At 37.9% G+C, this 21,182-nt stretch carries 16 protein-coding genes; 15 read left to right on the top strand and 1 reads right to left on the bottom strand.

From position 1 onward, the window contains the following. Window position 1: 1 nt before the first annotated feature. From LQV47_RS10615 to LQV47_RS10560, 12 genes are all read left to right on the top strand, one after another. Complete coding sequence (locus LQV47_RS10615; RefSeq protein ID WP_230036672.1) at window positions 2-1,186, top strand: efflux RND transporter periplasmic adaptor subunit; 1,185 nt, start codon at window positions 2-4, stop codon at window positions 1,184-1,186. Further along, window positions 1,186-4,332: an efflux RND transporter permease subunit gene (locus tag LQV47_RS10610; RefSeq protein WP_230036670.1), complete on the top strand. Its 3,147-nt coding sequence runs from the start codon at window positions 1,186-1,188 to the stop codon at window positions 4,330-4,332. The genes LQV47_RS10615 and LQV47_RS10610 overlap by 1 nt, the downstream gene beginning before the upstream one ends. Window positions 4,333-4,424: 92 nt before the next feature. Further along, window positions 4,425-5,840, top strand: coding sequence for an efflux transporter outer membrane subunit (locus LQV47_RS10605; protein ID WP_230036668.1), 1,416 nt, complete (start codon window positions 4,425-4,427; stop codon window positions 5,838-5,840). Between the two features lie 189 nt (window positions 5,841-6,029). Continuing rightward, complete coding sequence (locus LQV47_RS10600) at window positions 6,030-6,521, top strand: GNAT family N-acetyltransferase (protein WP_230036667.1); 492 nt, start codon at window positions 6,030-6,032, stop codon at window positions 6,519-6,521. Beyond that, the gene (locus tag LQV47_RS10595) at window positions 6,518-6,997 is read left to right on the top strand and encodes a MarR family transcriptional regulator (protein ID WP_230036665.1); all 480 of its coding nucleotides are present in this window, start codon (window positions 6,518-6,520) and stop codon (window positions 6,995-6,997) included. The genes LQV47_RS10600 and LQV47_RS10595 overlap by 4 nt, the downstream gene beginning before the upstream one ends. A 167-nt stretch (window positions 6,998-7,164) precedes the next feature. After that, entirely contained in the window at window positions 7,165-7,341 is a 177-nt protein-coding gene (locus LQV47_RS10590; protein WP_230036663.1) for a hypothetical protein, read from the top strand. Between the two features lie 433 nt (window positions 7,342-7,774). Further along, the gene (locus LQV47_RS10585; RefSeq protein WP_230036660.1) at window positions 7,775-9,907 is read left to right on the top strand and encodes a phage baseplate assembly protein V; all 2,133 of its coding nucleotides are present in this window, start codon (window positions 7,775-7,777) and stop codon (window positions 9,905-9,907) included. 16 nt (window positions 9,908-9,923) lie between these two features. Continuing rightward, complete coding sequence (locus LQV47_RS10580; RefSeq protein ID WP_230036658.1) at window positions 9,924-11,930, top strand: polymorphic toxin-type HINT domain-containing protein; 2,007 nt, start codon at window positions 9,924-9,926, stop codon at window positions 11,928-11,930. A 2-nt stretch (window positions 11,931-11,932) separates the two neighbouring features. After that, entirely contained in the window at window positions 11,933-12,577 is a 645-nt protein-coding gene (locus LQV47_RS10575; protein ID WP_230036656.1) for an Imm26 family immunity protein, read from the top strand. Window positions 12,578-12,580: 3 nt separating this feature from the next. Then, complete coding sequence (locus tag LQV47_RS10570) at window positions 12,581-13,261, top strand: hypothetical protein (RefSeq protein ID WP_230036654.1); 681 nt, start codon at window positions 12,581-12,583, stop codon at window positions 13,259-13,261. Between the two features lie 15 nt (window positions 13,262-13,276). Beyond that, the gene (locus LQV47_RS10565) at window positions 13,277-13,756 is read left to right on the top strand and encodes a DUF4259 domain-containing protein (protein ID WP_230036652.1); all 480 of its coding nucleotides are present in this window, start codon (window positions 13,277-13,279) and stop codon (window positions 13,754-13,756) included. 57 nt (window positions 13,757-13,813) lie between these two features. Next, on the top strand, window positions 13,814-14,698 hold the full coding sequence (locus LQV47_RS10560) for a hypothetical protein (RefSeq protein WP_230036650.1): 885 nt from the start codon (window positions 13,814-13,816) through the stop codon (window positions 14,696-14,698). A gap of 101 nt (window positions 14,699-14,799) precedes the next feature. Here LQV47_RS10560 and LQV47_RS10555 read toward each other — a convergent pair whose 3' ends face one another. Beyond that, window positions 14,800-17,409, bottom strand: coding sequence for a TonB-dependent receptor plug domain-containing protein (locus LQV47_RS10555; RefSeq protein ID WP_230036648.1), 2,610 nt, complete (start codon window positions 17,407-17,409; stop codon window positions 14,800-14,802). Between the two features lie 466 nt (window positions 17,410-17,875). On the opposite strand from LQV47_RS10555, the gene LQV47_RS10550 reads away from it, so the two are divergent. From LQV47_RS10550 to LQV47_RS10540, 3 genes are all read left to right on the top strand, one after another. Then, window positions 17,876-18,877: an alpha/beta hydrolase gene (locus LQV47_RS10550; RefSeq protein WP_230036646.1), complete on the top strand. Its 1,002-nt coding sequence runs from the start codon at window positions 17,876-17,878 to the stop codon at window positions 18,875-18,877. Window positions 18,878-19,044: 167 nt separating this feature from the next. Next, window positions 19,045-20,175 (top strand): alpha/beta hydrolase-fold protein, encoded by a 1,131-nt coding sequence (locus tag LQV47_RS10545; RefSeq protein ID WP_230036644.1) that lies wholly within the window; start codon window positions 19,045-19,047, stop codon window positions 20,173-20,175. Window positions 20,176-20,237: 62 nt separating this feature from the next. Continuing rightward, window positions 20,238-21,113, top strand: a complete 876-nt coding sequence (locus tag LQV47_RS10540; protein ID WP_230036642.1) for an AraC family transcriptional regulator — start codon at window positions 20,238-20,240, stop codon at window positions 21,111-21,113. The last annotated feature ends 69 nt before the right edge of the window (window positions 21,114-21,182 follow it).

Raw genomic sequence — 21,182 nt, 5'->3', positions numbered from 1 at the left:
AATGAATAATAAGCTAGTTATACTTTCCATTGCAGCGTTTTCACTAACCGCCTGCAAAAAAGAAGCTCCGAAACAGGATGGTGCCAAGCCCTATCCTGTTATTTCTGTGGAGGCAAAAAATATAGTGGGTTATCAGACGTTTCCGGCTACCATTCAGGGTAGGGTAAACAATGATGTACGTGCAAAAATACAGGGTTATATCACCCAGCTATTGGTAGATGAAGGACAATATGTTACTAAAGGACAGCCTTTATTTCGTCTGGAAACCAATATCCTTACTGAAAATGCAGCAGCATCCAAAGCAGGAATTGGTGCCGCAGAATCTACTATTGCCGCAGCTCAGGCTTCAGTAAATGCGGCTCAGCTTGAAGTCAACAAGCTAAAGCCTCTGGTTCAGAAAAATATCATCAGTAACATCCAGCTACAGACGGCTCAGGCCAATCTGGCCCAGGCTCAGGCACAACTGCAGCAGGCCAATGCGGCAAAAAGACAGGCTGTGGCTAATTACAAAGGAGTAGAAGCCAACATCGATTATTCTATCATCCGTGCACCTATTTCAGGGGTTATCGGTAAACTTCCACTGAAAGTAGGTAGTTTGGTAGGACCTTCTGACCAGATTCCCCTGACCACTATTTCTGATACATCACAGATTTTTGCCTACTTTTCAATGAATGAGAAAGCTTATTTTGATTTCCTTGAAAAATCTCCGGGTGCATCAATGCCTGAGAAAATAAAAAACCTTCCGATGGTTGAGCTTCAGCTAGCCAATGGCAGTCTTTATCCTGAAAAAGGAAAAATTGAAGCCATTACCGGTCAGATTGATCCTACAACAGGAACTATTCAATTCAGGGTAGCTTTTTCTAATGCCCAAAAGCTTTTAAGTAATGGTAACAGTGGAACCATTAGGTTCCCACAACGTTATGATAACGTATTGGTGGTTCCTGAAAGTGCTACCTATGAACAGCAAGGTATTGTTTACGTATATAAAGTAGAAAAAGATACCGCTAAAAATGTTGTGATTAATGTTATTGACAGAATCGACAATATGGCTCTTATAAAATCGGGGGTAAATAAAGGGGAAACTGTTGTAGCAGCAGGAATCGGAGGTCTGAAATCGGGAACTGCCGTGAAGCCGAAACCAATCAAAATGGATAGTCTTGTTCAATCAATAAAACCGAAATTCTAATGATAAAAAACTTTATTAACAGACCGGTTTTATCTACCGTAATCTCAATTTTGATTGTGATTCTCGGTATTTTAGGGCTTGTCTCGTTACCGGTTACACAGTATCCGGATATTGCGCCGCCTACAGTGAGTGTTTCCGCCAACTATACCGGAGCCAATGCTGAGACGGTGATGAAAAGTGTAGTGGTACCTCTGGAAGAACAGATCAATGGGGTGGAAGGTATGGATTATATCACTTCCAGTGCTGGAAACGACGGTTCTGCCCAGATCCAGGTTTTCTTCAAACAAGGAATAGACCCGGATATTGCCGCAGTAAACGTACAGAATCGTGTGGCCAGAGCGACGCCTTTATTACCTTCTGAAGTAACACGTTCAGGGGTTGTAACGCAAAAGCAGCAAACCAGTGCACTGATGTATATGTCTTTCTATTCCGAAAATAAGGATCTGGATGACGTATACCTTCAGAACTTCATGAATATCAACATTATTCCCAACTTAAAAAGGGTTAATGGTGTAGGAGATGCCAACGTTTTCGGGGGTAAAAACTACTCGATGAGAATCTGGTTGGATCCGGCAAAAATGGCTGCCTACAGTGTAACACCTACAGATGTTACCAATGCTATCAATGAGCAGAGTAGAGAAGCGGCAGCGGGTTCCATTGGCCAGAACAGCGGCAGCTCTTTTGAATATATCATTAAGTATGTAGGTAAATTCAACGATAAAGAACAGTATGATAATATCATCATAAAATCTCTTGCAAACGGACAAAACCTGATGCTAAAAGATGTTGCTAAAGTAGAGCTGGCAGGCCAGTCTTACACAGGAATCGGGGAGAATGGGAATTCACCTTCCATCAGTATGGGGATCTTCCAGACGCCAGGTTCCAATGCCCAGGAAATTATTAAAAATATCAAAACATATCTGAAGTCGGCAGAAAGTACTTTCCCAAAGGGAATTAAATATACCTTCAACTTTGATACCAATGAATTTCTTGAGGCTTCTATTGAAAAGGTAGTACATACCCTGATTGAAGCTTTCATCCTGGTATTTATTGTAGTATATATTTTCCTTCAGGATTTCAGATCTACGCTGATTCCGGCCATCGCGGTTCCGGTATCTATTGTAGGGGCATTTTTCTTCCTGAATCTATTTGGATATTCATTAAACCTGTTAACATTATTCGCCTTAGTTCTCGCGATTGGTATTGTCGTCGATGATGCCATTGTGGTCGTTGAAGCCGTACATGCGAAGATGGAACATGGTATTTCTGATGCGAAAAAGGCGACGGTAGAAGCGATGGATGAGATTACAGGGGCTATTATTTCTATTACTTTGGTAATGGCTGCGGTATTTATTCCGGTAACGTTTATTACGGGTCCTACAGGAGTATTCTACCAACAGTTTGGTATTACGCTTATTATAGCGATTATCATTTCTGCTGTTAATGCATTAACGTTGAGCCCGGTTTTATGTTCATTATTCTTAAAACCTCACGAAGAGCATCATAAGGAGTATAAGAACTTAAATCTGTTACAGAAGTTTTTCTATAAATTCAATATTGCTTTTAAAACAACTACTGAACGTTACGGAAGAGGATTTGTATTTCTATTAAGACATAAATGGGTAACCCTGATTATTTTTGCTGTTACAGGAGGTATCTTATTCTGGGCAAGCAGCAGTATGAAGAAAGGGTTTGTACCTACAGAAGACAGAGGGATTATCTTTACAGATGTCCAGCTTCCTCCGGGAGCTTCTATGGAAAGAACTTACAACACCCTGAAAACACTTCAGGCCAAAGCATTGAAAGTTCCGGGAGTACAGAATGTAACAATTTCTACAGGGCGGGGATTCTTATCCGGAAACGGAAGTAACAATGGTCTTGCCTTTGTTAAGCTAAAACCATTCGAAGAAAGAAAAAAAGACGGACAGACTTCTGAAGATATTACCAAAAAACTATTTGGAATTGTAGGATCTGTTCCTGATGCCAAAGTTGTATTCTTTCAGCCGCCAAGTGTACCTGGATTTGGTAACAGTGCAGGTTTTGAAATGGTATTGCTGGACAAATCAGGTGGAGAATATGCTGATCTGGATGATAAAACCAATGAATTTATCGGAAAACTGATGCAGAGACCGGAAATTCAATTTGCTCAGACTTCATTCAATACAAAATATCCTCAGTATCAAATGGATATCAATGTTCCGTTAGCAAAACAACTTGGGGTTTCCGTAAGTGATATCCTTGCTACCATGCAAGGGTATATAGGGGGAGTCTATACTGCTGACTTTACAAAATACGGAAAACAGTTCAGAGTAATGGTGCAGGCCCTTCCGGATAATAGAAAAAGTATTGATAACCTGAACGAGCTTTATGTAAAAACAGGTTCAGGAGTAATGTCTCCAATCTCCCAGTTTGTAACTCTTACTAAAGCATACGGGCCACAATCTGTAAGCCGTTATAACCTGTTTACCTCAGTGAAGGTAACGGGAGCAAACTCTGAAGGATATAGTTCCGGGGATGCCATTACCGCTGTACAGCAGGTGGCCAATGAAACCCTGAATCAAAACTACGCAGTAGAATTTACCGGATTGACCAGAGAAGAATTGAATTCAGGATCTCAGACGCTTCTTATTTTTGGGCTTAGCTTGATTTTCGTTTACTTTATCCTTTCGGCACAGTATGAAAGTTATATCCTTCCTCTGATCGTTATTATTTCTCTTCCTCTTGGGGTAATGGGAGCTTACTTCGGACAGAAGATTATGGGCTTGGAAAATAATATTTATTTCCAGATTGCCCTGATCATGCTCGTGGGACTACTGGCGAAAAACGCGATTCTTATCGTCGAATTTGCTGTTCAGAGAAGGCATCATGGTGAAACGATTGTCATGTCTGCCATCAATGCAGCTAAAGCCAGAGTGAGACCCATTCTAATGACGTCTTTCGCTTTTATCTTCGGTTTATTGCCGTTAGTTCTAGCAAGTGGAATTGGAGCAGTAGGTAACAGATCAATTGCAACAGGAGCCGCTATTGGACTATTGATAGGTACTATTTTAGGATTATTTGTAATTCCTGTTCTGTATGTGATCTTTGAAACACTGCAGGAAAAAATTAAACCTCTCAAAAAAGAAGATATCAACTTAGCAGAATAAAAAATAATGATTTAGAAAAGAGAAGCTAGACACTGGCTATCCGGCTAAAAACTAACTTCTCATTTCTGGATTCTAACTTCTAATTTTAAATAATGAAGAGTTTATTAAACATCATAAAAGGAATCACTTTTTCAGTTTTCATACTGGGAGCCATTACATCCTGTATGGCCAGAAAAGATTATGAAAGGCCGAAAAACGTTGTAGACGAAAAGCTTTTCCGTACAGATATGCTTCCTACTGACAGTACCAATATTGCAGATATTTCATGGAAAGAAATCTTTACAGATCCTGTACTTCAAGGCCATATTTCGAAAGCTTTAGAGAATAACCTGGATATCAGAATTGCTTTACAAAGCATCAGTTCTGCGGAAGCTTATCTGAAGCAAAGTAAAGCAGCCTATCAGCCTACCGTTTCTATTGGTCCTAACTATACTTTCCAAACCCAGTCTATCAACACTCAGTTTGGTCAGATCATTGGAAACCGAAGCTATGTGAATCAGTTTGATATTACAGCAAGTATTGGCTGGGAAGCGGATATCTGGGGTAAGCTGAAAGCACAGGAAAAAGCACAGCTGGCCACTTATTTAGGCACAGTTGCTGCTCATAAAGCAGTAAAAAGCAGTCTTGTTGCTTCTATTGCTTCTGCTTACTACCAGCTGTTGACTTTCGATGCTCAGAAAAAGATCATTACAGAAACCATTGCAGTACGTGAGAAGAATTTAGAAACAACAAAAGCTTTGAAAATTTCAGGAACCGTTACAGAAGTGGCGGTACAGCAAAGTGAAGCCCTTGTTTTTAATGCAAGATCTCTATTGATTGATATTGATACGCAGATACAGTCACTTGAAAATACAATGAGTCTTCTGATGGGGGAACCTTCCCACACTATTGAAAGGTCAACGCTGGAAAATCAGAATCTGCCTATTGACTTAAAATTAGGATATCCTACTCAGTTACTGGCTAACCGTCCGGATGTCATGAGAGCAGAGTATAGCCTGATGAATGCTTTTGAATTAACCAATTCAGCTAAAGCCCAGTTTTATCCTACTTTAAAGATCACCGGAAGCGGAGGACTTCAGTCTGTAGATATCGACCACTTGTTCAGTGTCAACTCATTGTTTGCCAATGTAGTGACAGGGTTGGCTCAGCCTATTTTAAATAAGAGACAGATCAAGACGAACTATGATGTGAGCCTTGCCAATCAGGAAACAGCTTATTTAAACTTTAGGAAAACAGTGCTTACCGCTGGAAAAGAAGTTTCCGATGCCATCAGAGTATATTCTGTACAGGATTCTTTTATTGAATTGAAACAAAAAGAATTGGATGCCTACAAAAAGTCAGTTGACTATTCTCAGGAATTGGTAAACTACGGTATGGCCAACTATCTTGAAGTTTTAAATGCAAGTGTGAATTCATTGAATGCGGAGCTTAATATCTCCAATGCACGATACAATAAAATGAAGGCCGGTGTAGAGCTTTATCAGGCTTTAGGCGGAGGCTGGAAATAAAAGATATTTTACGCTTACACCATATAAACGTATGTCATCACTGGCATACGTTTTTTTGTTCTTTTTTTTAAGAACTGTTAAAATCATTATAAAAATAAAATTATGTTTGTATATACGTAGTAAACTACGTAGTTTTGTTTTTGTGAATATGACACGATATTAAAATGAAAATTTAAATAAAGAAATACGATGAAACCACTGATAAAGCCTATAGACAATTCATACTCAGAGCAGGCCATTGACCTCATTCTTACGATTCAGCAAAAAGAGTTTAATGTTCCGCTGACAATCCATGACCAGCCGGACCTTTTTGAGATTGAAAGCTTTTATACCGAAGCTGGAGGGAACTTTTGGGGAGCCTTTATAGATGGGGAGATGGTGGGAACCATTGCTTTAGTCAAATTTGATGAAAGGGCAGGAGCGATCCGGAAGATGTTTGTAAAAAAAGAATTCCGGGGAAAAGACCTGAATATTGCACAGGAATTATTGGAAGTTTTACTCTCTTTCTGTCATGAAAATGGAATAGATGATTTATATTTGGGAACCATCACGGTATTGAAGGCTGCCCAGCGGTTCTATGAACGGAATGATTTTGAAAAGATTGGGAAACAAAAGCTTCCGGCTCAATTTCCATTGATGGGTTCCGATGATGTTTTTTATCATTTAAATAGGACTCTATGAATGTTATCAACGAAGCAGGAATTCTTGCTATTTCAACCCGGTTACACCGCCTGAGCGAACAGTTAAGAAAAGATGGAGCGATGATCTACAAAGCATTTGGGATAGATTTTGAACTCAAATGGTTTCCGGTCATCTTTACCATATACAAGAAAGAAACTGCAAGTGTGGTGGAAATTGCGAATGAAATTGGGTATACCCATCCTTCTACCATAACGCTGCTCAAAGAACTTGAAAAGCTCAAACTCTTAGAATGGAAAAAAGATAAGAGTGATGAGCGTAAAAGGTTATTTCTGTTGACTTCTAAAGGTACTGAGCTGGTTGAAAAAATGAAACCGGTATGGGAACTGGTGGCTACTGTATTGAGTGAAATTGCAGATAATGAAAATAATCTCCTGAAAGCGATTGATGAAGCTGAAGAAAAAATTGCTAATCAGTCTTTTTATCAACGGGCAATGCAGCTTAAGAATTCAAAGTAAATATCTGTTATTGGATAGAAAAAAGATGTAGTAAATAATTAAATAATTATAATGATTAGGAAAGCTGTTCATGATGATGTACTTCAGGCTGCTCAGGCGCTTGAAGAAGTAAAAGTACATATGCTGGATCACGGAATTGATCAATGGGATCAGGAATATCAAGTAAAATGATTCAGTATGCCGAAGAATTTGCCAGGCGAAATCAATATCCATCGATTCGGTTTGATGCTTTTTCCATGAATGATACTGCGAATGCTGTTTATACTAAAAAAGGATACGACCTTGTAGGAACAGTTCGCTTCCGAAAAGGAATATTTAACTGCTATGAAAAAAATTTGAAATAAAAACAAATCATACTATTTGTAAATTAACGTCCATGTTGCTGATTATCTGATCATAACATGGATGTTTTATTTAGCGGTGACACGAAAAGCTCCGTAGAAAGGTTTTTTAAAATTCATTGTCGTAGTTCTACTACAATTTTTGAAATAATAGATAGTTCATTTTGACGTGAATATTTAAGGTTATATATTGCATTACCAAAATCACCGAAAAAACTTATGAAAAAATACAATAATCAATCCTGTAAAAAGTACTGTCAGGTACTTAAAGTGGAATTACACTTCTGAAAATTCCAACTGCAACTATCTCAGATCAATCATAAAAAAGCTTGTTCAAGAGGCCTTTGCAAGCTGCCGATTGGTTCTTTAAGCTAAAGGGTCTCACCTATAAAGGTTGAATATCTAATTAAGTCATACACCAAAAAAAATTGACGTCATGTTTAAGGAACAGAATAATCTTCCCAAACCGGAAATAGATTCAGACAAGACAGGTTTTGTAAACAAAATCCAGGAAAATAAAAAAATCAAAGAAGTAAAGAAAGTTGCTTCAAAAGTGAATAACGCAGTGAATGTAGTGAATACAGGAAAACAATTCCTGAATCAGCCTTTGCTGCCGAATGAACCATCCATTACTAAAGGAAAATTATGGGCAAAGCAGCCTACATCAAGAATATTTAATGCAGACAGTATTCCGGAAAGCGCCATTGCAGGCATTAACCGCGTAGTAAAACTTGATATTCATGTGGAAGGCAAGCCGATAAAATATTTCAAACACTTTAAACTCACCCAAAGCACTACCAAACATCATGAGTTTGAACTCATTCTGGCGCACGATACTTTAGGAAGTGCAGAAAATCATAATCTTGAAGAAGTACAGAATTTTCTTGGAAAAAGGATTACAGTAGTATTCAAGTATAAAGATGTAGAGGGTGGAGCTGAACGAAATTTTGTGGGGGTCATCACAGAAGTCGGATTCAGTCAGGAAAAGGGAAGTCTGGGAAATCTTATATTATCAGGATTAAGCCCAACCATCCTTTTGGATGCAGCCCCTCATATTCAAAGTTTTGGTGGAGCACAGCCCATGAGCTTGAACAGTATCGCTAATGAAGTTATTAAAGAAGGATTGGGGCAAGGAAAATATGATTTCAGGGTAGACGCCCGTCAGGGAAATGTCTCTTACAGTTGTCAATACGAAGAAACCCATTATAATTATCTGGCGAGAATAGCAGAAGCTTATGGGGAGCAATTCTTTTATGACGGGGAAGTGCTGCATTTCGGACAGTTGCCTCCACAGGAAAAACCTGTGATGCTGACTTATGGCAGTAATCTCACTGACGTTAAAATTAAAATGAAAGCTCAGCATGTGAATCCATCATTTTATGGATACAACAGCAGCAAAAATGAGAAATTTAAAGGTGGAAGTTCAAAAATTAACCATACCTCAGAGATCGCCAAGCGTGCCTATGAAATTTCAGAAAAGACTTTTCAGACGCCGTCTTTACGTGTTGCACCTATCAAGGCTGTTTCCTTTATGGATATTGATGCCTCACAGAAAGGTGCTGCGGGAAGTAAGGCTTCAGAAGTTTTTGTTACTTCAGGGAATACAACCGTACCATTCCTTTATCCGGGCTGTATTGCAGATATAGAAATGCGTAAGTCAGATACTAACGATACCGGATATTTTACCAAGCTTATGCTGATAGAGGTAACTCATGAAGTAGATGCCCGTGGATATTATGATGGATCTTTTCAGGCAATAGCTGCTGATACCGGATTTATTCCAAGACCGGAATTTACAGTTCCGGTGGCAGAACCCCAGTTTGGAAAAGTAATTTCCAACACCGATCCTGAAAATCAGGGCCGTGTACAGGTTCAGCTCGATTGGCAGAGTGGGCAGGATACCACTGAATTTATCCGTGTGATGTCACCAGACGCCGGAAGCAGTGAAAAAGTAGGCAAGAATCGTGGCTTTATGTCTATTCCTGAAGTGGGAGATCAGGTGATTGTCAACTTTGTACATCTTCATCCGGACCGCCCTTTTGTCATGGGGGGAATGTTCCATGGCGGAATAGGAGCTGGTGGCGGTACCGGAAATAATATCATGAGTTTCAGTGGCCGAAGCGGTGCAGAATTGAAATATGATAATGGTGCCGGATCCATGAATCTTAAAGATCAGGGTGGTGCCAATATGAATTTTGACGGAACCGGAAATGCAACCACCAACGCCAATAGCAATCATACCGTAAATGCAGGAAGTACCAATGTAATCAACGTTGGGGGTAAGAAAGATGCTCCACCACAATCCTTATTAAAAATGGATGCTGGAGGAAATATTACCCTTGACGGAAAAACAAGTATCACTCTGAAGGTAGGAGATAATTCTATTACCATATCTGAAGCAGGAATTACGGCATCAGCAGGAAAAGGAATCATTGATATTACTGCACTTACCGGTGCACTCGGACTTTCAAGTAAAGGAGGAGCGATGAATATTAGCACAGATTCTCCACTTACAATTACCGGAGGGCCAAGCGCTGTGATGTCTTCCGGAGATACCAATATTATGTAATTCTAAAACAGAAATCATGGATGAGTTAGAATACATAACCCTCAATGCCCTGATGATGTGCGATCAGGGAGCTGCCCCGGATTTTTTTAAACCTACGTTCAATACAAAGGTGAAGATCCATGGCTGTTTGGTGGCCACCAATCAAGATGCTGCTCCTCTGATTAATATTCCATCCTTTAAGGTATGCAAAGTCAGTGGTGGTCCTTGTGCACCAGCCACCGTTCCTATGACCTGGCAGGATACCTGGCAGGTAAAAATTAATGGAATCAGATCTTTGATAGGGAAAAGTACCTGTCAATGTACTGTAGGTGGAAAGATAGAATTTATGACCAGCGGGCAGGTTCCTCTTCCGGACGATGCCGCTCAGGAAGTAAAAGATATGCAGGATCAGGCACAGCGCGAGCTTGATGACAGCGGACATGGAGACAGTGTAGGAGAAGCAGGCTTTGTAGAAGGGATGATCCCCGTTTGGGGAAGCGGCCGTGATCTTATCAACGATATACAGACCGGTGATGGCTGGGGAGCTGCTATGAATGCCGGATTTTTAATCTGGGATGTAGCCTCTATTGCGGTAGGAGTGGTTTCTTTTGGAACCGGAACAGTAGCCATGCAGGGTGCAAAAGCCGGTGTGAAAGGTGCCATAAAAGCTGGTGCAAAAGCTATCTCTAAAGAAGCTCTTCAGCAGATGGGAAAAGCTGCGTTGAAAAAACTGAGCAAAGAAGCCTTAAAGAAAAGTGTAGACGATATCGCTAAAAAGCTGCTTAAAACCTGTGTTTTTGCCTGTTTTCCGGCTGGAACACCTGTTCATACTGAACATGGAATTAAAAATATTGAAGACATCAGAATTGGAGATCTTGTCTGGGCTTATGATGAAGATACAGATACCGTAGCCCTTCAGCCGGTGATTGATTTAATCACCAATGAAAGTGATCATACGATTAGTATTTATACGGAAGCTGAAGTTATTGAAACAACGGCTACCCATCCTTTTTATACCAATGGTGAATGGACGGATGCTTCAGAATTGAAAGAAGGAGATAAAATTCTTTTGCGTGACCAGCAAGAAGGTATTATACAAAAGACAGAATTCAATTATACCCCTCAGAAAGTCTATAATTTTGAGGTAGACCACTGGCATAATTATTTTGTAGGGAATTCAGGGGTTCTAGTGCATAACAGTGGAAAATGCTTAAGTAAAATGGCTGATGAAGCCGCTGAGCTTGTAGCAAAAACTTGGGATGACCTCGCGAAACTTAAACATTGTTTCCCTGCCGGAACTTTAGTGAAAATTGATGAAAATAGTGGTTATGCAGCTATTGAAACAATTTCAGTAGGAGATTATGTTACAGCTTTTGATCAGGATAAACATACGGAGGTCTTAAAACAGGTTACCGGAGTGTATGTAAATCATACTGAAAGTCTTTGCAGGCTATATATTGGGGATGAAATCATTGAAAGTACATCAGCCCACAGGTTCTGGTCAGTAACGCATTCTGACTGGATTAATGCAGAAGATATTGAAAGCGGAAATCTGTTGATGGATGCCACCGGAAAATCTATCATTGTAGAAAAGACCGAAAAAATTGTTGGAAATTTCAAAACCTATAATCTTGAAGTTGAAGAAGTACATAATTATTTTGTGTCTTCACTTGATATTCTGGTGCATAACGGAAAGTCTTATCCAAATTCAGTTTTTCATGATCTCACTCCTAAGCCATCAGAAATTTATGGGATTTGGGATAAGAAAACAAAACAATATGTTTATGTTGGAAAAACAATACAAGAAGATGGGAAAAGATTTACTCAGCATGTCTTAGAGAAAGGACTCGATCCTAGAAGATATGTTAGTAGAACATTAGAGTCTGGAACTTGGAATGCATTTCAAACAGCAGCTCGTGAACAATATCATATAATGCAAAATGGAACTAAAACTTTAAAAGCAGGAGCGGAAATTAGAAATAAGATTAATGCGTTAAGCAAAAGGAAATTTAATTATTTTAGTAAACTTATAAAATGTCCATAAAAATGATAAAAAAATTAGAGGTTGGAGATATTTTCAATTTAAAATTAGAAAACAAAAATCTTTTTATTTTTGGTAGGGTCTTATTTGATGTAGACAGCCAGCTAAAAAAATCAAAGGTAAACGATGAAAACTATTTTACAACTTATGCAGGATGCCATCTAATAGAAATTTACAAAGGTATATATGATTCTCCCAATCTTCCAGATAGTATGGAAGTATTAATTCCTAGAGTTTTTGTATTTAAAATAGATTCAAAAGCAAATAGTTTAAAATGGGAAGTAGCTGGACATCATAAAGTTGATGTTAAGAATATAGAATTTCCGGAAGTTGTAGGAAATGCATATAATGAAGTTCGGTTAATGAGGGGAGAACTTTATTTCAAAACAGCTATTAAGGATCCGATTCAATATCCTGGAGTTCTTCCTGCTCCGGAATACCCTGTTGTGATTTTAGATGCTAGTTTAGGGTTACAAGGAAGAGAGGATTTAATAGACGGAGATTATTATGATGAAAGCCTTACAGATTTAGATCTTTTGTATCATCCCGATGAAAGAAAACAAATTTATTCAGATTTAAATTTAGATCCAGATAAAAGCTATTATGAATTATCTAAGGAAATGGGATTTGATTTAGAACGGTTTTATTAAGGAATGAGTAAAAAATTAGGAACTGGAGATATTTTTTATCTAAAAATTGAAAATGAAAATCTATATGTATTTGGTAGGGTTTTATTTGATGTTAATTCTCAATTCAATAAAATTATAAAGAAAACTGAATTATCAGAGGATTACTTTCCAATTCTAGCCGGATTTTATCAAGGATACCAGTTAGTAGAAATGTATGATGGAATTTATGAAAATATAAATGATTTTACTGAACCAAAAGTTATTATTCCAAGAGTTTTAGTAACATCATTAAATAACTCTAAGTATAATTCATTAGAATTGGGAAAAATAAAAAATGTTAATGTAGATTATACAAAAGTTGAATTTCCTGAAAATTTGACTTATGATATGGATGGAGCTATTCTTTCTCGTGGAGAATTAAATTTAAAAACTCGTTTATCAGAAAAAGAATTTAAAGAGCTAGACTATCAGATCTCTTCTTGTGTACCAAGAGTTCTATTACATGCTACTTTAGATTTTCAAAAAAGAAGAGATCTTATACCACAAGAAGTAATAAGACCTCATTATTTAATTAAAAATGATTTACATTATAATAATGAATTAAGAAAAGTAGTTTATGATAATCTTAAATTAGATCCAGATAAAAGTTATTATGAATTATCTAAGGAAATGGGATTTGATTTAGCCAGATTCTATAAACATTAATTTTAAAATATAATTATGGGGGCTTGGGGATATAAGAACTTCGAAAATGATACTGCTGCAGATTGGTTTGCAGAACTGGAGGAATCTCCGGATAAAGAATTAGTGATTTCTTATCTCACCAAAATTTTGGATGAAGATGATTTTATAGATGATGAAGAAAGCTTTATTACGTTAGCAATACTTGAAGCACTGAGTGGTCGTTTGAAACTGATTTCCACAGACTACATTTTGCCACAGTTGGAATCTGTAGATACGATTCTATTAGCTCAAATGGTTATAAAAGCCTCTAAAAAGATCCTTTTCTTTAAAGAGCATTCAGAAGTAAGAGAATTATGGGAAGAATCTGATGAATATCACCAATGGTTTAATTATCAGGTTTCTTTAATTATGAAGCTCGATAATTTTTATAGCAACTATAATTTTGTTGATGAAGAAAATAATGATCCGGAAATTGAGGAGGAGTGGACGAAATATATAAAAACCAATTTTTCATAATAAATAAAATATCTTTAGAAGAGATCATTTAAACTGCACAGGAATCAAAATAAAGTAATGAGTATTTCAAATTTCTTTTTTGGGGAAAATATTCCTCTTCTTCAACTTGAAAAATTCTCGCAGGAATATACCCTGAATGTGGAGAATATCTTTCTGATGGGTAAGGAAAATTCCCCAATTTCTTTAAAAACCTCATCTGAACTTCTTCTTGACCAGCAGAAAGAATCAGATCTTATTTACAATAGGATAAATCTTCTTGAAATTACAGGAAATACGGAAGATCATACAATGAAATCCTTTTTACAACAAAGTCTTGCCCTTGCTGATATTTCACGTAATCTTTATATCAAACGAAATGCAAACGGAAAGATACTTTCTGTTGAGAATACAGAGGAGCTGTGGAAGAGCTGGGAAGAATGGAAAGAAAATAAAATGGTTACTGTTTTTCCGGAAAAAAAAGATCAGATTAAATTGGTTGCCAATTATGAAAAAGGATTGAAAAGCTTTGAGGGAGAACTGAAGAAAAACCTACAGTATATTCTTCTGTTACCGGAGGTTTACAGTTTGATATTTCCACCTAATGAATATTACAGCTTTCTATCCAGCCCGTTGAATATTCGTTCCAGATTGATGCAGGGAGTAGAGTACAGCTATCAGCTAAAACTGGTGAAACTTGAAGAAGAAAACAATACCCTTTTTGTAGAATTTCATTCCGTGTTGAACAACCGGGAAGAACTCATTAAAAGTCATATCAAAAAGCTTTATGAAAATGAGAAGGAATTCTCTATTGACCAATTTGAATTCAGTGTCAAAACAAAATACAATTTTGAAAAATCAACCGGTAAGATTATGAATGCCGAGCTTCATTTCATAGAAAAAATGCATGAACATCTTGCTTATAGGATTGATATGGATTTAAAGATTAAATCGATTGAGAATTAATGATATTGATTATGGGATGAAGAGAAGATAACAACATCTTTTAAAAGAAAAGAACCCGTCACTTTTGACGGGTTCAATTGATTGATATTCAGATGGTATAATTAGAATCTGAAAGTTGCTGCAACAGACCAGGTTCTTCCAAATCCAAGGAATCCTGTATTGCCGTCAGCTACGCCCTGATAAACTCTTCCTGCTTCCTGGTATGTTTTTCCGGCATCCGGACCATTGGCAATTTTATCACCTGCAAAAATATTGGAGCTTAGCTCAGAAATATAGTACTTATTGAATAAGTTGTATACATTAGCTCTTAATGTCAATGATTTTTTCTGATCAATGATGAATTTATAAGTAGCCCCTACATCAAATAAATGATAGCTTGGTAATTTTACAATCCCTTTTTCTCTTGCTGCTTCAGTAAGGAAGTTGATAGGATTGAATTGTGCATATAGCTTGTCATAATATTCCCAGTTAGCATCAATGCTGAAAGCTTTGGTAATATTATAATCAGCCCCGATGCTTGCTGTTGTTTGGGCAGCATCTCCTACCTTCAGATCTTTGATGTTGATGATTCCTGTTGCTCCGGTGACTTCCTGGTTGCTCTGAACATCCATGATGTTGAAATTTGCATTCCCTTTGTACTTCCAGTTCCCTAACGATAGCATCCCTCTAAGCCTAAGGTTAGAAAGAGGTCTTGCTTTCGCTTCCAGTTCAACTCCCTGGTGTACCTGTCCAACATTCAGGGCGTTGTAGAAATAAGCATTTCCAAGTTTTAACTGAGAGAAATTGGCAACATCTGCGGCACCGGCATTAAATGTTCTTGAGATGAATCTGTCATCCCACTGTGTTCTGTAAGCGTTAATATTAACATCCACATAACGGGATTTGAACCCATATCCCAATTCTACAGAGAAGATTCTTTCATTCTTCGCATCGTTGTATATGTTTTGGTTTGATGGGAATAAAGCATTGAATAGCGGTTGTCTCGAAATAACTCCCGTATTGAAAAATACATTATGATGCTGGTCTATATTATAGTTGGCACCTCCTTTTACAATATATCCCGTTTTATGATACCACTTGGTTTCCTGATTTCCGGGAGTATACAGCATATAGTCTATTCTCTTGTAATATTGTTCAGAAACTGAAGCCTGAACAGATGCACTTAGCTTTTCTGAACTGTACTCAACCATTCCATATAAACCTGCCCATTTTACCAACCCTTCGTTGTATATAGATACTTTCTGAGCATTATTAAGCTTGGTAAGAGGTTCCGGTTTTACGGTTTGGTCTACATAAGATCCTTTTGGAGCATTCACCGTATTAGGAATATATAATGCATCAGAGCCCAGCATATCGGTAACGATATCATAAAGCGCTCCTTTGTAAGTCTTAAGGTCGATCCCTCCGTTAAAGGTCCAGTTATTCTTTTTGTAATTAAGATCTGCGATGGCTCCATACCAGTCATGAGAATTAATGCTCTGCTTTCTAACGATACCGGAAGTCCCGTTTAAAGTAGCTACATATTGTCCATTATAATCAGCCGGAGATCCCGCAGGAGCAGTAAAGGTTGGTTTCTGAAAGGAATTTCCATTATAATCAGTGACCATACCCCCTCTGTTGTAACGGTAAATCATATCCCAGTTGATGGTGCCATCTCCGCCCTGGCCATAATTCATGAAATTCATAGTTTGCCCGTTAGCATTTTTAATAGAACCATTAAGCCCGGTACCACCGCCACCACGTCCCCAGGAACCATAAACAACTGTAGAAAGCTTCAGGGCATCATTAATATTCCAGTCCCAGTTAAGTGATGCAATAGGTTTGTGATAGAAGTTGGGCGCCAAGTTGAATGAAGAACCATTCAGCATTCCTGTTTGTGGATTATATCTTCTTCCATAGGTTTCAAACTGTCGTAAAGTGGCTACATTCGCTCCGGTTGCAGAAGATCTTCTTGTGTCGTGTACCTGTGGTGCACCTGTAGCAATTAAATTGAATGCATGCTTTTCATTAGGCTTAAATCCTGTAGAGAAAAACCATGAATAGCCTTCTCCTTTGGTTCCGTTGATATAACCGTCACCTTGCCAACGGGAGAGTAGAACAGTTGTTCCCCACTTATTTTTTAACCCGGAAGAATACATGGCTGATACTCTGGAGTAGTTGTCATTACCTGCTTCTGCCTTTATCATTGCTTTTTGCTCAGAATCAGTAGCTTTGGTTACAATATTTATCGTTCCCCCTACAGACGGAACTACAAATTTAGAAGCTCCTAACCCTCTCTGAATCTGAATATTGCTTGCAATATCTGCCAATCCGGTCCAGTTGGACCAATATACAGTACCTCCCTGCATATCATTAACAGGCTGTCCGTTGATGATCACCGCAATGTTGGCACCGTCAAAACCCCTCATGTTAATTCTGCTGTCTCCAAATCCGCCGCCTACTTTAGTAACATACACGGATGGGGTAGACTTCATAATTTCGGGAAATTCTCTGTTTCCTAATTTTTCCTGAATTTCAGCTGCCTTAATGGTAGAAACTGCAACAGGGGTTTTTCTTTCTTTGGCTGTTTGGGAAAGGTTTCTTCCCACTAACATCACCTCATCAATAGATTTAGATTTTTCTAAAGAATCCTTCGTACTCTGTGCATAATATATGCCGGCCGTTGGTAATACAAGCGCTATAAGTAGTCGCTTTTTAAAAATAATGCTCATGAAATAAACTAGCGTTTTTGAGTTTAAGGCTGCAAATATGGATATTTATTTTTTAATAGAGTATTAAATCTTTATTACGTGATTTCATAAAGAAGGTAATATGGGGATTATGGCTGTTTTTTGCGAATAAATAAAACAGCTTCACTAATTTCATTTACAGGTTGTTAAGGTGAAAGTCTGTAATTTATTAAGTATGATTATATTTATTATTAAAAAATTTTAATCATCTGATCTTTAATCTATGAAAATGATATTTCAATGCATGATCTGTTGAAAAGAGATTATATTTACCCATAATCTAATATAATGCTGAGAAAGATTAAGCTTAGTCCAAGCCATTTATCCATGCTTTATAGTAGTGTTTTATGGTCATAAAAATTTCTTTTCCGTATCACAAAATTTCCTTTTCGTATCATCCGATGGTTAGCATAATGTTACTTTTGAAAGAATACAATCCTCTATTGCTATGATTATGAAAAACTCCCTGTTATTCTTAATACCTTTCCTGCTCCCGGGCTTATCATTGGCGCAACAATATCATCCGCTCACTGCCCGGGAAGCAGAAAAAAGATTACTGCCCCAGTTCCAGGTAATGAATAATACTCCTATTCAGGATATGACGTTTGAAGAAGTGAAAAGAGATCGCAAAATTCAGGCAGAAATGCCTTGGCCGGAACTGAAAAACAAAGACAGTATTGAAGTGACACGGTCTAAAATTCCGGGACTGAACGCAAAAGACCCCGAAATCCCGGTAACGGTTTATAAACCCAAAAATTCGAAAAACCTTCCCATATTTCTTTGGTTTCATGGGGGTGGTTTTGTATATGGAACTCCCAAATGGGATCACCAGAGGTGTGCAGATTATGCATTGAAAGGAAATGCTGTGGTTATCAATATAGATTACCGTTTCGCTCCGGAAAATCCTTTTCCGGCAGCCCTCCATGATGCCTATGCCTCGTTATTATGGGCCCATAAAAATGCAGGAAATATAGGTGGAAATCCAAAGCTGATCGCTGTTGGAGGTTCCAGTGCAGGAGCTGGTATATCCGGAGGCCTGGCACAATACACAAGAGATAAGAAAGGCCCAAAAATAAGTTTACAGGTTCTGGAAATTCCGCCTGGAGATTTCAGGATGGATTATCCATCAGTTATTGAATTTAAAAGAATCCGGGGTCTTAAAAGTGATGACTTTCCGGCTTTAAAAAATTTCTATATAGGAAAAAACGGCAATTCAGAAGAAAAATATGTGCTGCCCGGAAATGATAAAGATCTTTCCAACCTTCCGCCAACTGTCATTTTTGTTGCCGGAACAGATCCCTTGCGGGACAGCGGATTGGCTTATGCTGACCGTCTGATAAAAGCAGGTATTTTTACAGAACTACATGTTTTTGCAGGCTATGCCCACGGAATGCAACTCCCGGAAAGTATGGAGATCACGGTAAGAATGATGAAGCAGTTTCTTAAATAATCAGCATAAAAACAGGGCAGGAAGTCTGTAATTTTTGACAGCAGAAGAAAAAACAATATTCCATAGATTTTGATAAAGAAAAATATTTTCCTTACTATTGATTTAAATAACGCAGTACCATATTGTAATCTCTGACTGCGAATTTCTTACATTTTAAAATTAAAATAATGCAGTACCCACAAAAAATATCTTTACTTCTCGTCTTATTTTCTTCCATTGCGTTTTCCCAAACGTATAAAACTTCTTCAACAGTTTTACCGGGAAAAGAATTCCCGAAAATGGACGCAGAGAGAAAAGCAGAATTTCGGGTCTATTTTCCTGATGCAAAATCAGTAATTTTAGATGGCGGCGACGGAATGAAAAGTATAAAATCCTCTGCTTCCAAAGATAAAAACGGATTTTGGAACATCTCTACTACCCCCATGGAGATAGGGTTTCATTATTACTGGTTCAACGTAGATGGCCAGCGTACAAACGATCCCAATACACAGCTGTATTTTGGATACAGCCAGCCTACCAGTGGAATTGAAGTCCCTTCCGGGGAAGATTTTTTCCTGGAGAAAAATGTAAAGCACGGAAAAATTGTTAACGACAGTCTGAATTCAGAAATAACCCATGGCACACGGAACTTTAAAGTATATCTTCCTCCCAATTACGGATCTGAAAAACTCCCCGTTTTATATCTGTACCACGGTACCGGAGAAGATATTACAGGCTGGGAAAAACAAGGCTATATCCTTCATATCCTTGATAATCTTTTCGCAGAAAAAAAGGCTAAGAAAATGATAGTGGTAATGGATTATGGAGTTGCATTGACTCCCGAACAGGAAAAAATGCCAGACAACTATCCCAGAACGGTACTTTCTTCTAAAAATCTTGACAAAATACTTACCAAGGAGCTAATTCCCTATATTGAAAAAAAATATAAAACTTCTGGTAAGAAAGCTATTGCGGGACTTTCCCGTGGCAGTTATCAGGCTATGCTGATTGGGGTTTCCCATCCGGAGTTATTCTCGGCAATCGGGGCTTTTAGTCCTGTAATTTATGAAGGAACTGAAACCGAACCTTTTAGAGAACTCCCTATAGGAAATTTGTTGACATCTAAGAAAAAGCCTTATTTCTTTATTGGAATCGGGGGAAAAGAAGATCCTATCTTTTTTAAATTTAATCAGATATTAACAACTTATTTAAATAAGAATAAGTATCCTTATTTCCAATATAACTCTCCGGAAACCCGTCATGAATGGCTTACCTGGAGAAGGTCACTCTATCAGTTCTCACAACATATCTTCAGATAGATGCATGATATTTGTCATGTTTTATAATTTTATTAACTTACAGTCCAATAAATTACCGTTTTATGGAATTACTCCTTCCTTACCTGGAGCCGGATGGTTTTAAACAAGGTCTGATTCAGGATTACAGATTTTGTGACAAAGATTTCCTGAACTCTACTGTTCTGGAGATGCCGGAGGATTTGGGAAGCGGGAAGCTCATTCTTTTCAGCAAGAGAAATTTTCACTTTTTCCGGGGGAAATGGAACTTTCATGAAGAAACTATTTTCCACTCTCCACATAAAGTCGGCGACAACGGAATGATGGATTTCCGGATCAACAAAGAAGGGAAAATCAGCAGCAATTTTATTAATGATGAAAAAAAGTTTGAACATAATACCACCGATATTGATGGCGTGAGAATTTTTGTTCCGAAAAACCTTTTTTCAAAAGATAACGGACTGTTGAAAGAAAAGCTGGAAAATGCACAACGCAATTATCTGAGCCAGGAAAAACTGAAAATTATTTTCGATACTCCGTTTGATGATGCATCCTGCAGCATTATTCTTGAAAGCAGAATGCTGGAATTCTTAAGCTACTGGATTCATTATCTTCTTTCTGATGAGAAGACCTTTGAACACAAAAAAGCATTGGAAGACAAAATAAAGCTCGCGAAAGATTTTGTGGACACCAATGCATTCCAAAGTCTGGCGATCAGGGAAATCAGCCGTTACTGCGGGCTCAACAGCAGTGATCTTAAAAAAGGATTTAAAGATTATACCCAGCTGCCTATCCATCAGTACATCATTAAAACCAGAATGGAAACAGCCCGATCTATGCTTCTGGAAACCGAAAAGTCGGTAGGAGAGATCAGTGATTTTATTGGATATAATAATCGTGGGCATTTTTCTCAGCTTTATCTCCGTCATTTCGGAAAACTTCCTTCCGAAGAACGTCAGTAAAACTTAAACACTTTCCGGATGGATGTTGTAAATGTTGTCTATTTCGGCGTTTACAAGAGGTTGTATTTT

Source organism: Chryseobacterium sp. Bi04 (genome assembly GCF_918698085.1).
GTDB lineage: Bacteria > Bacteroidota > Bacteroidia > Flavobacteriales > Weeksellaceae > Chryseobacterium.
Note: the sequence above shows the minus strand (reverse complement) of the source record. Positions and strands in the feature narration are given on the sequence as shown.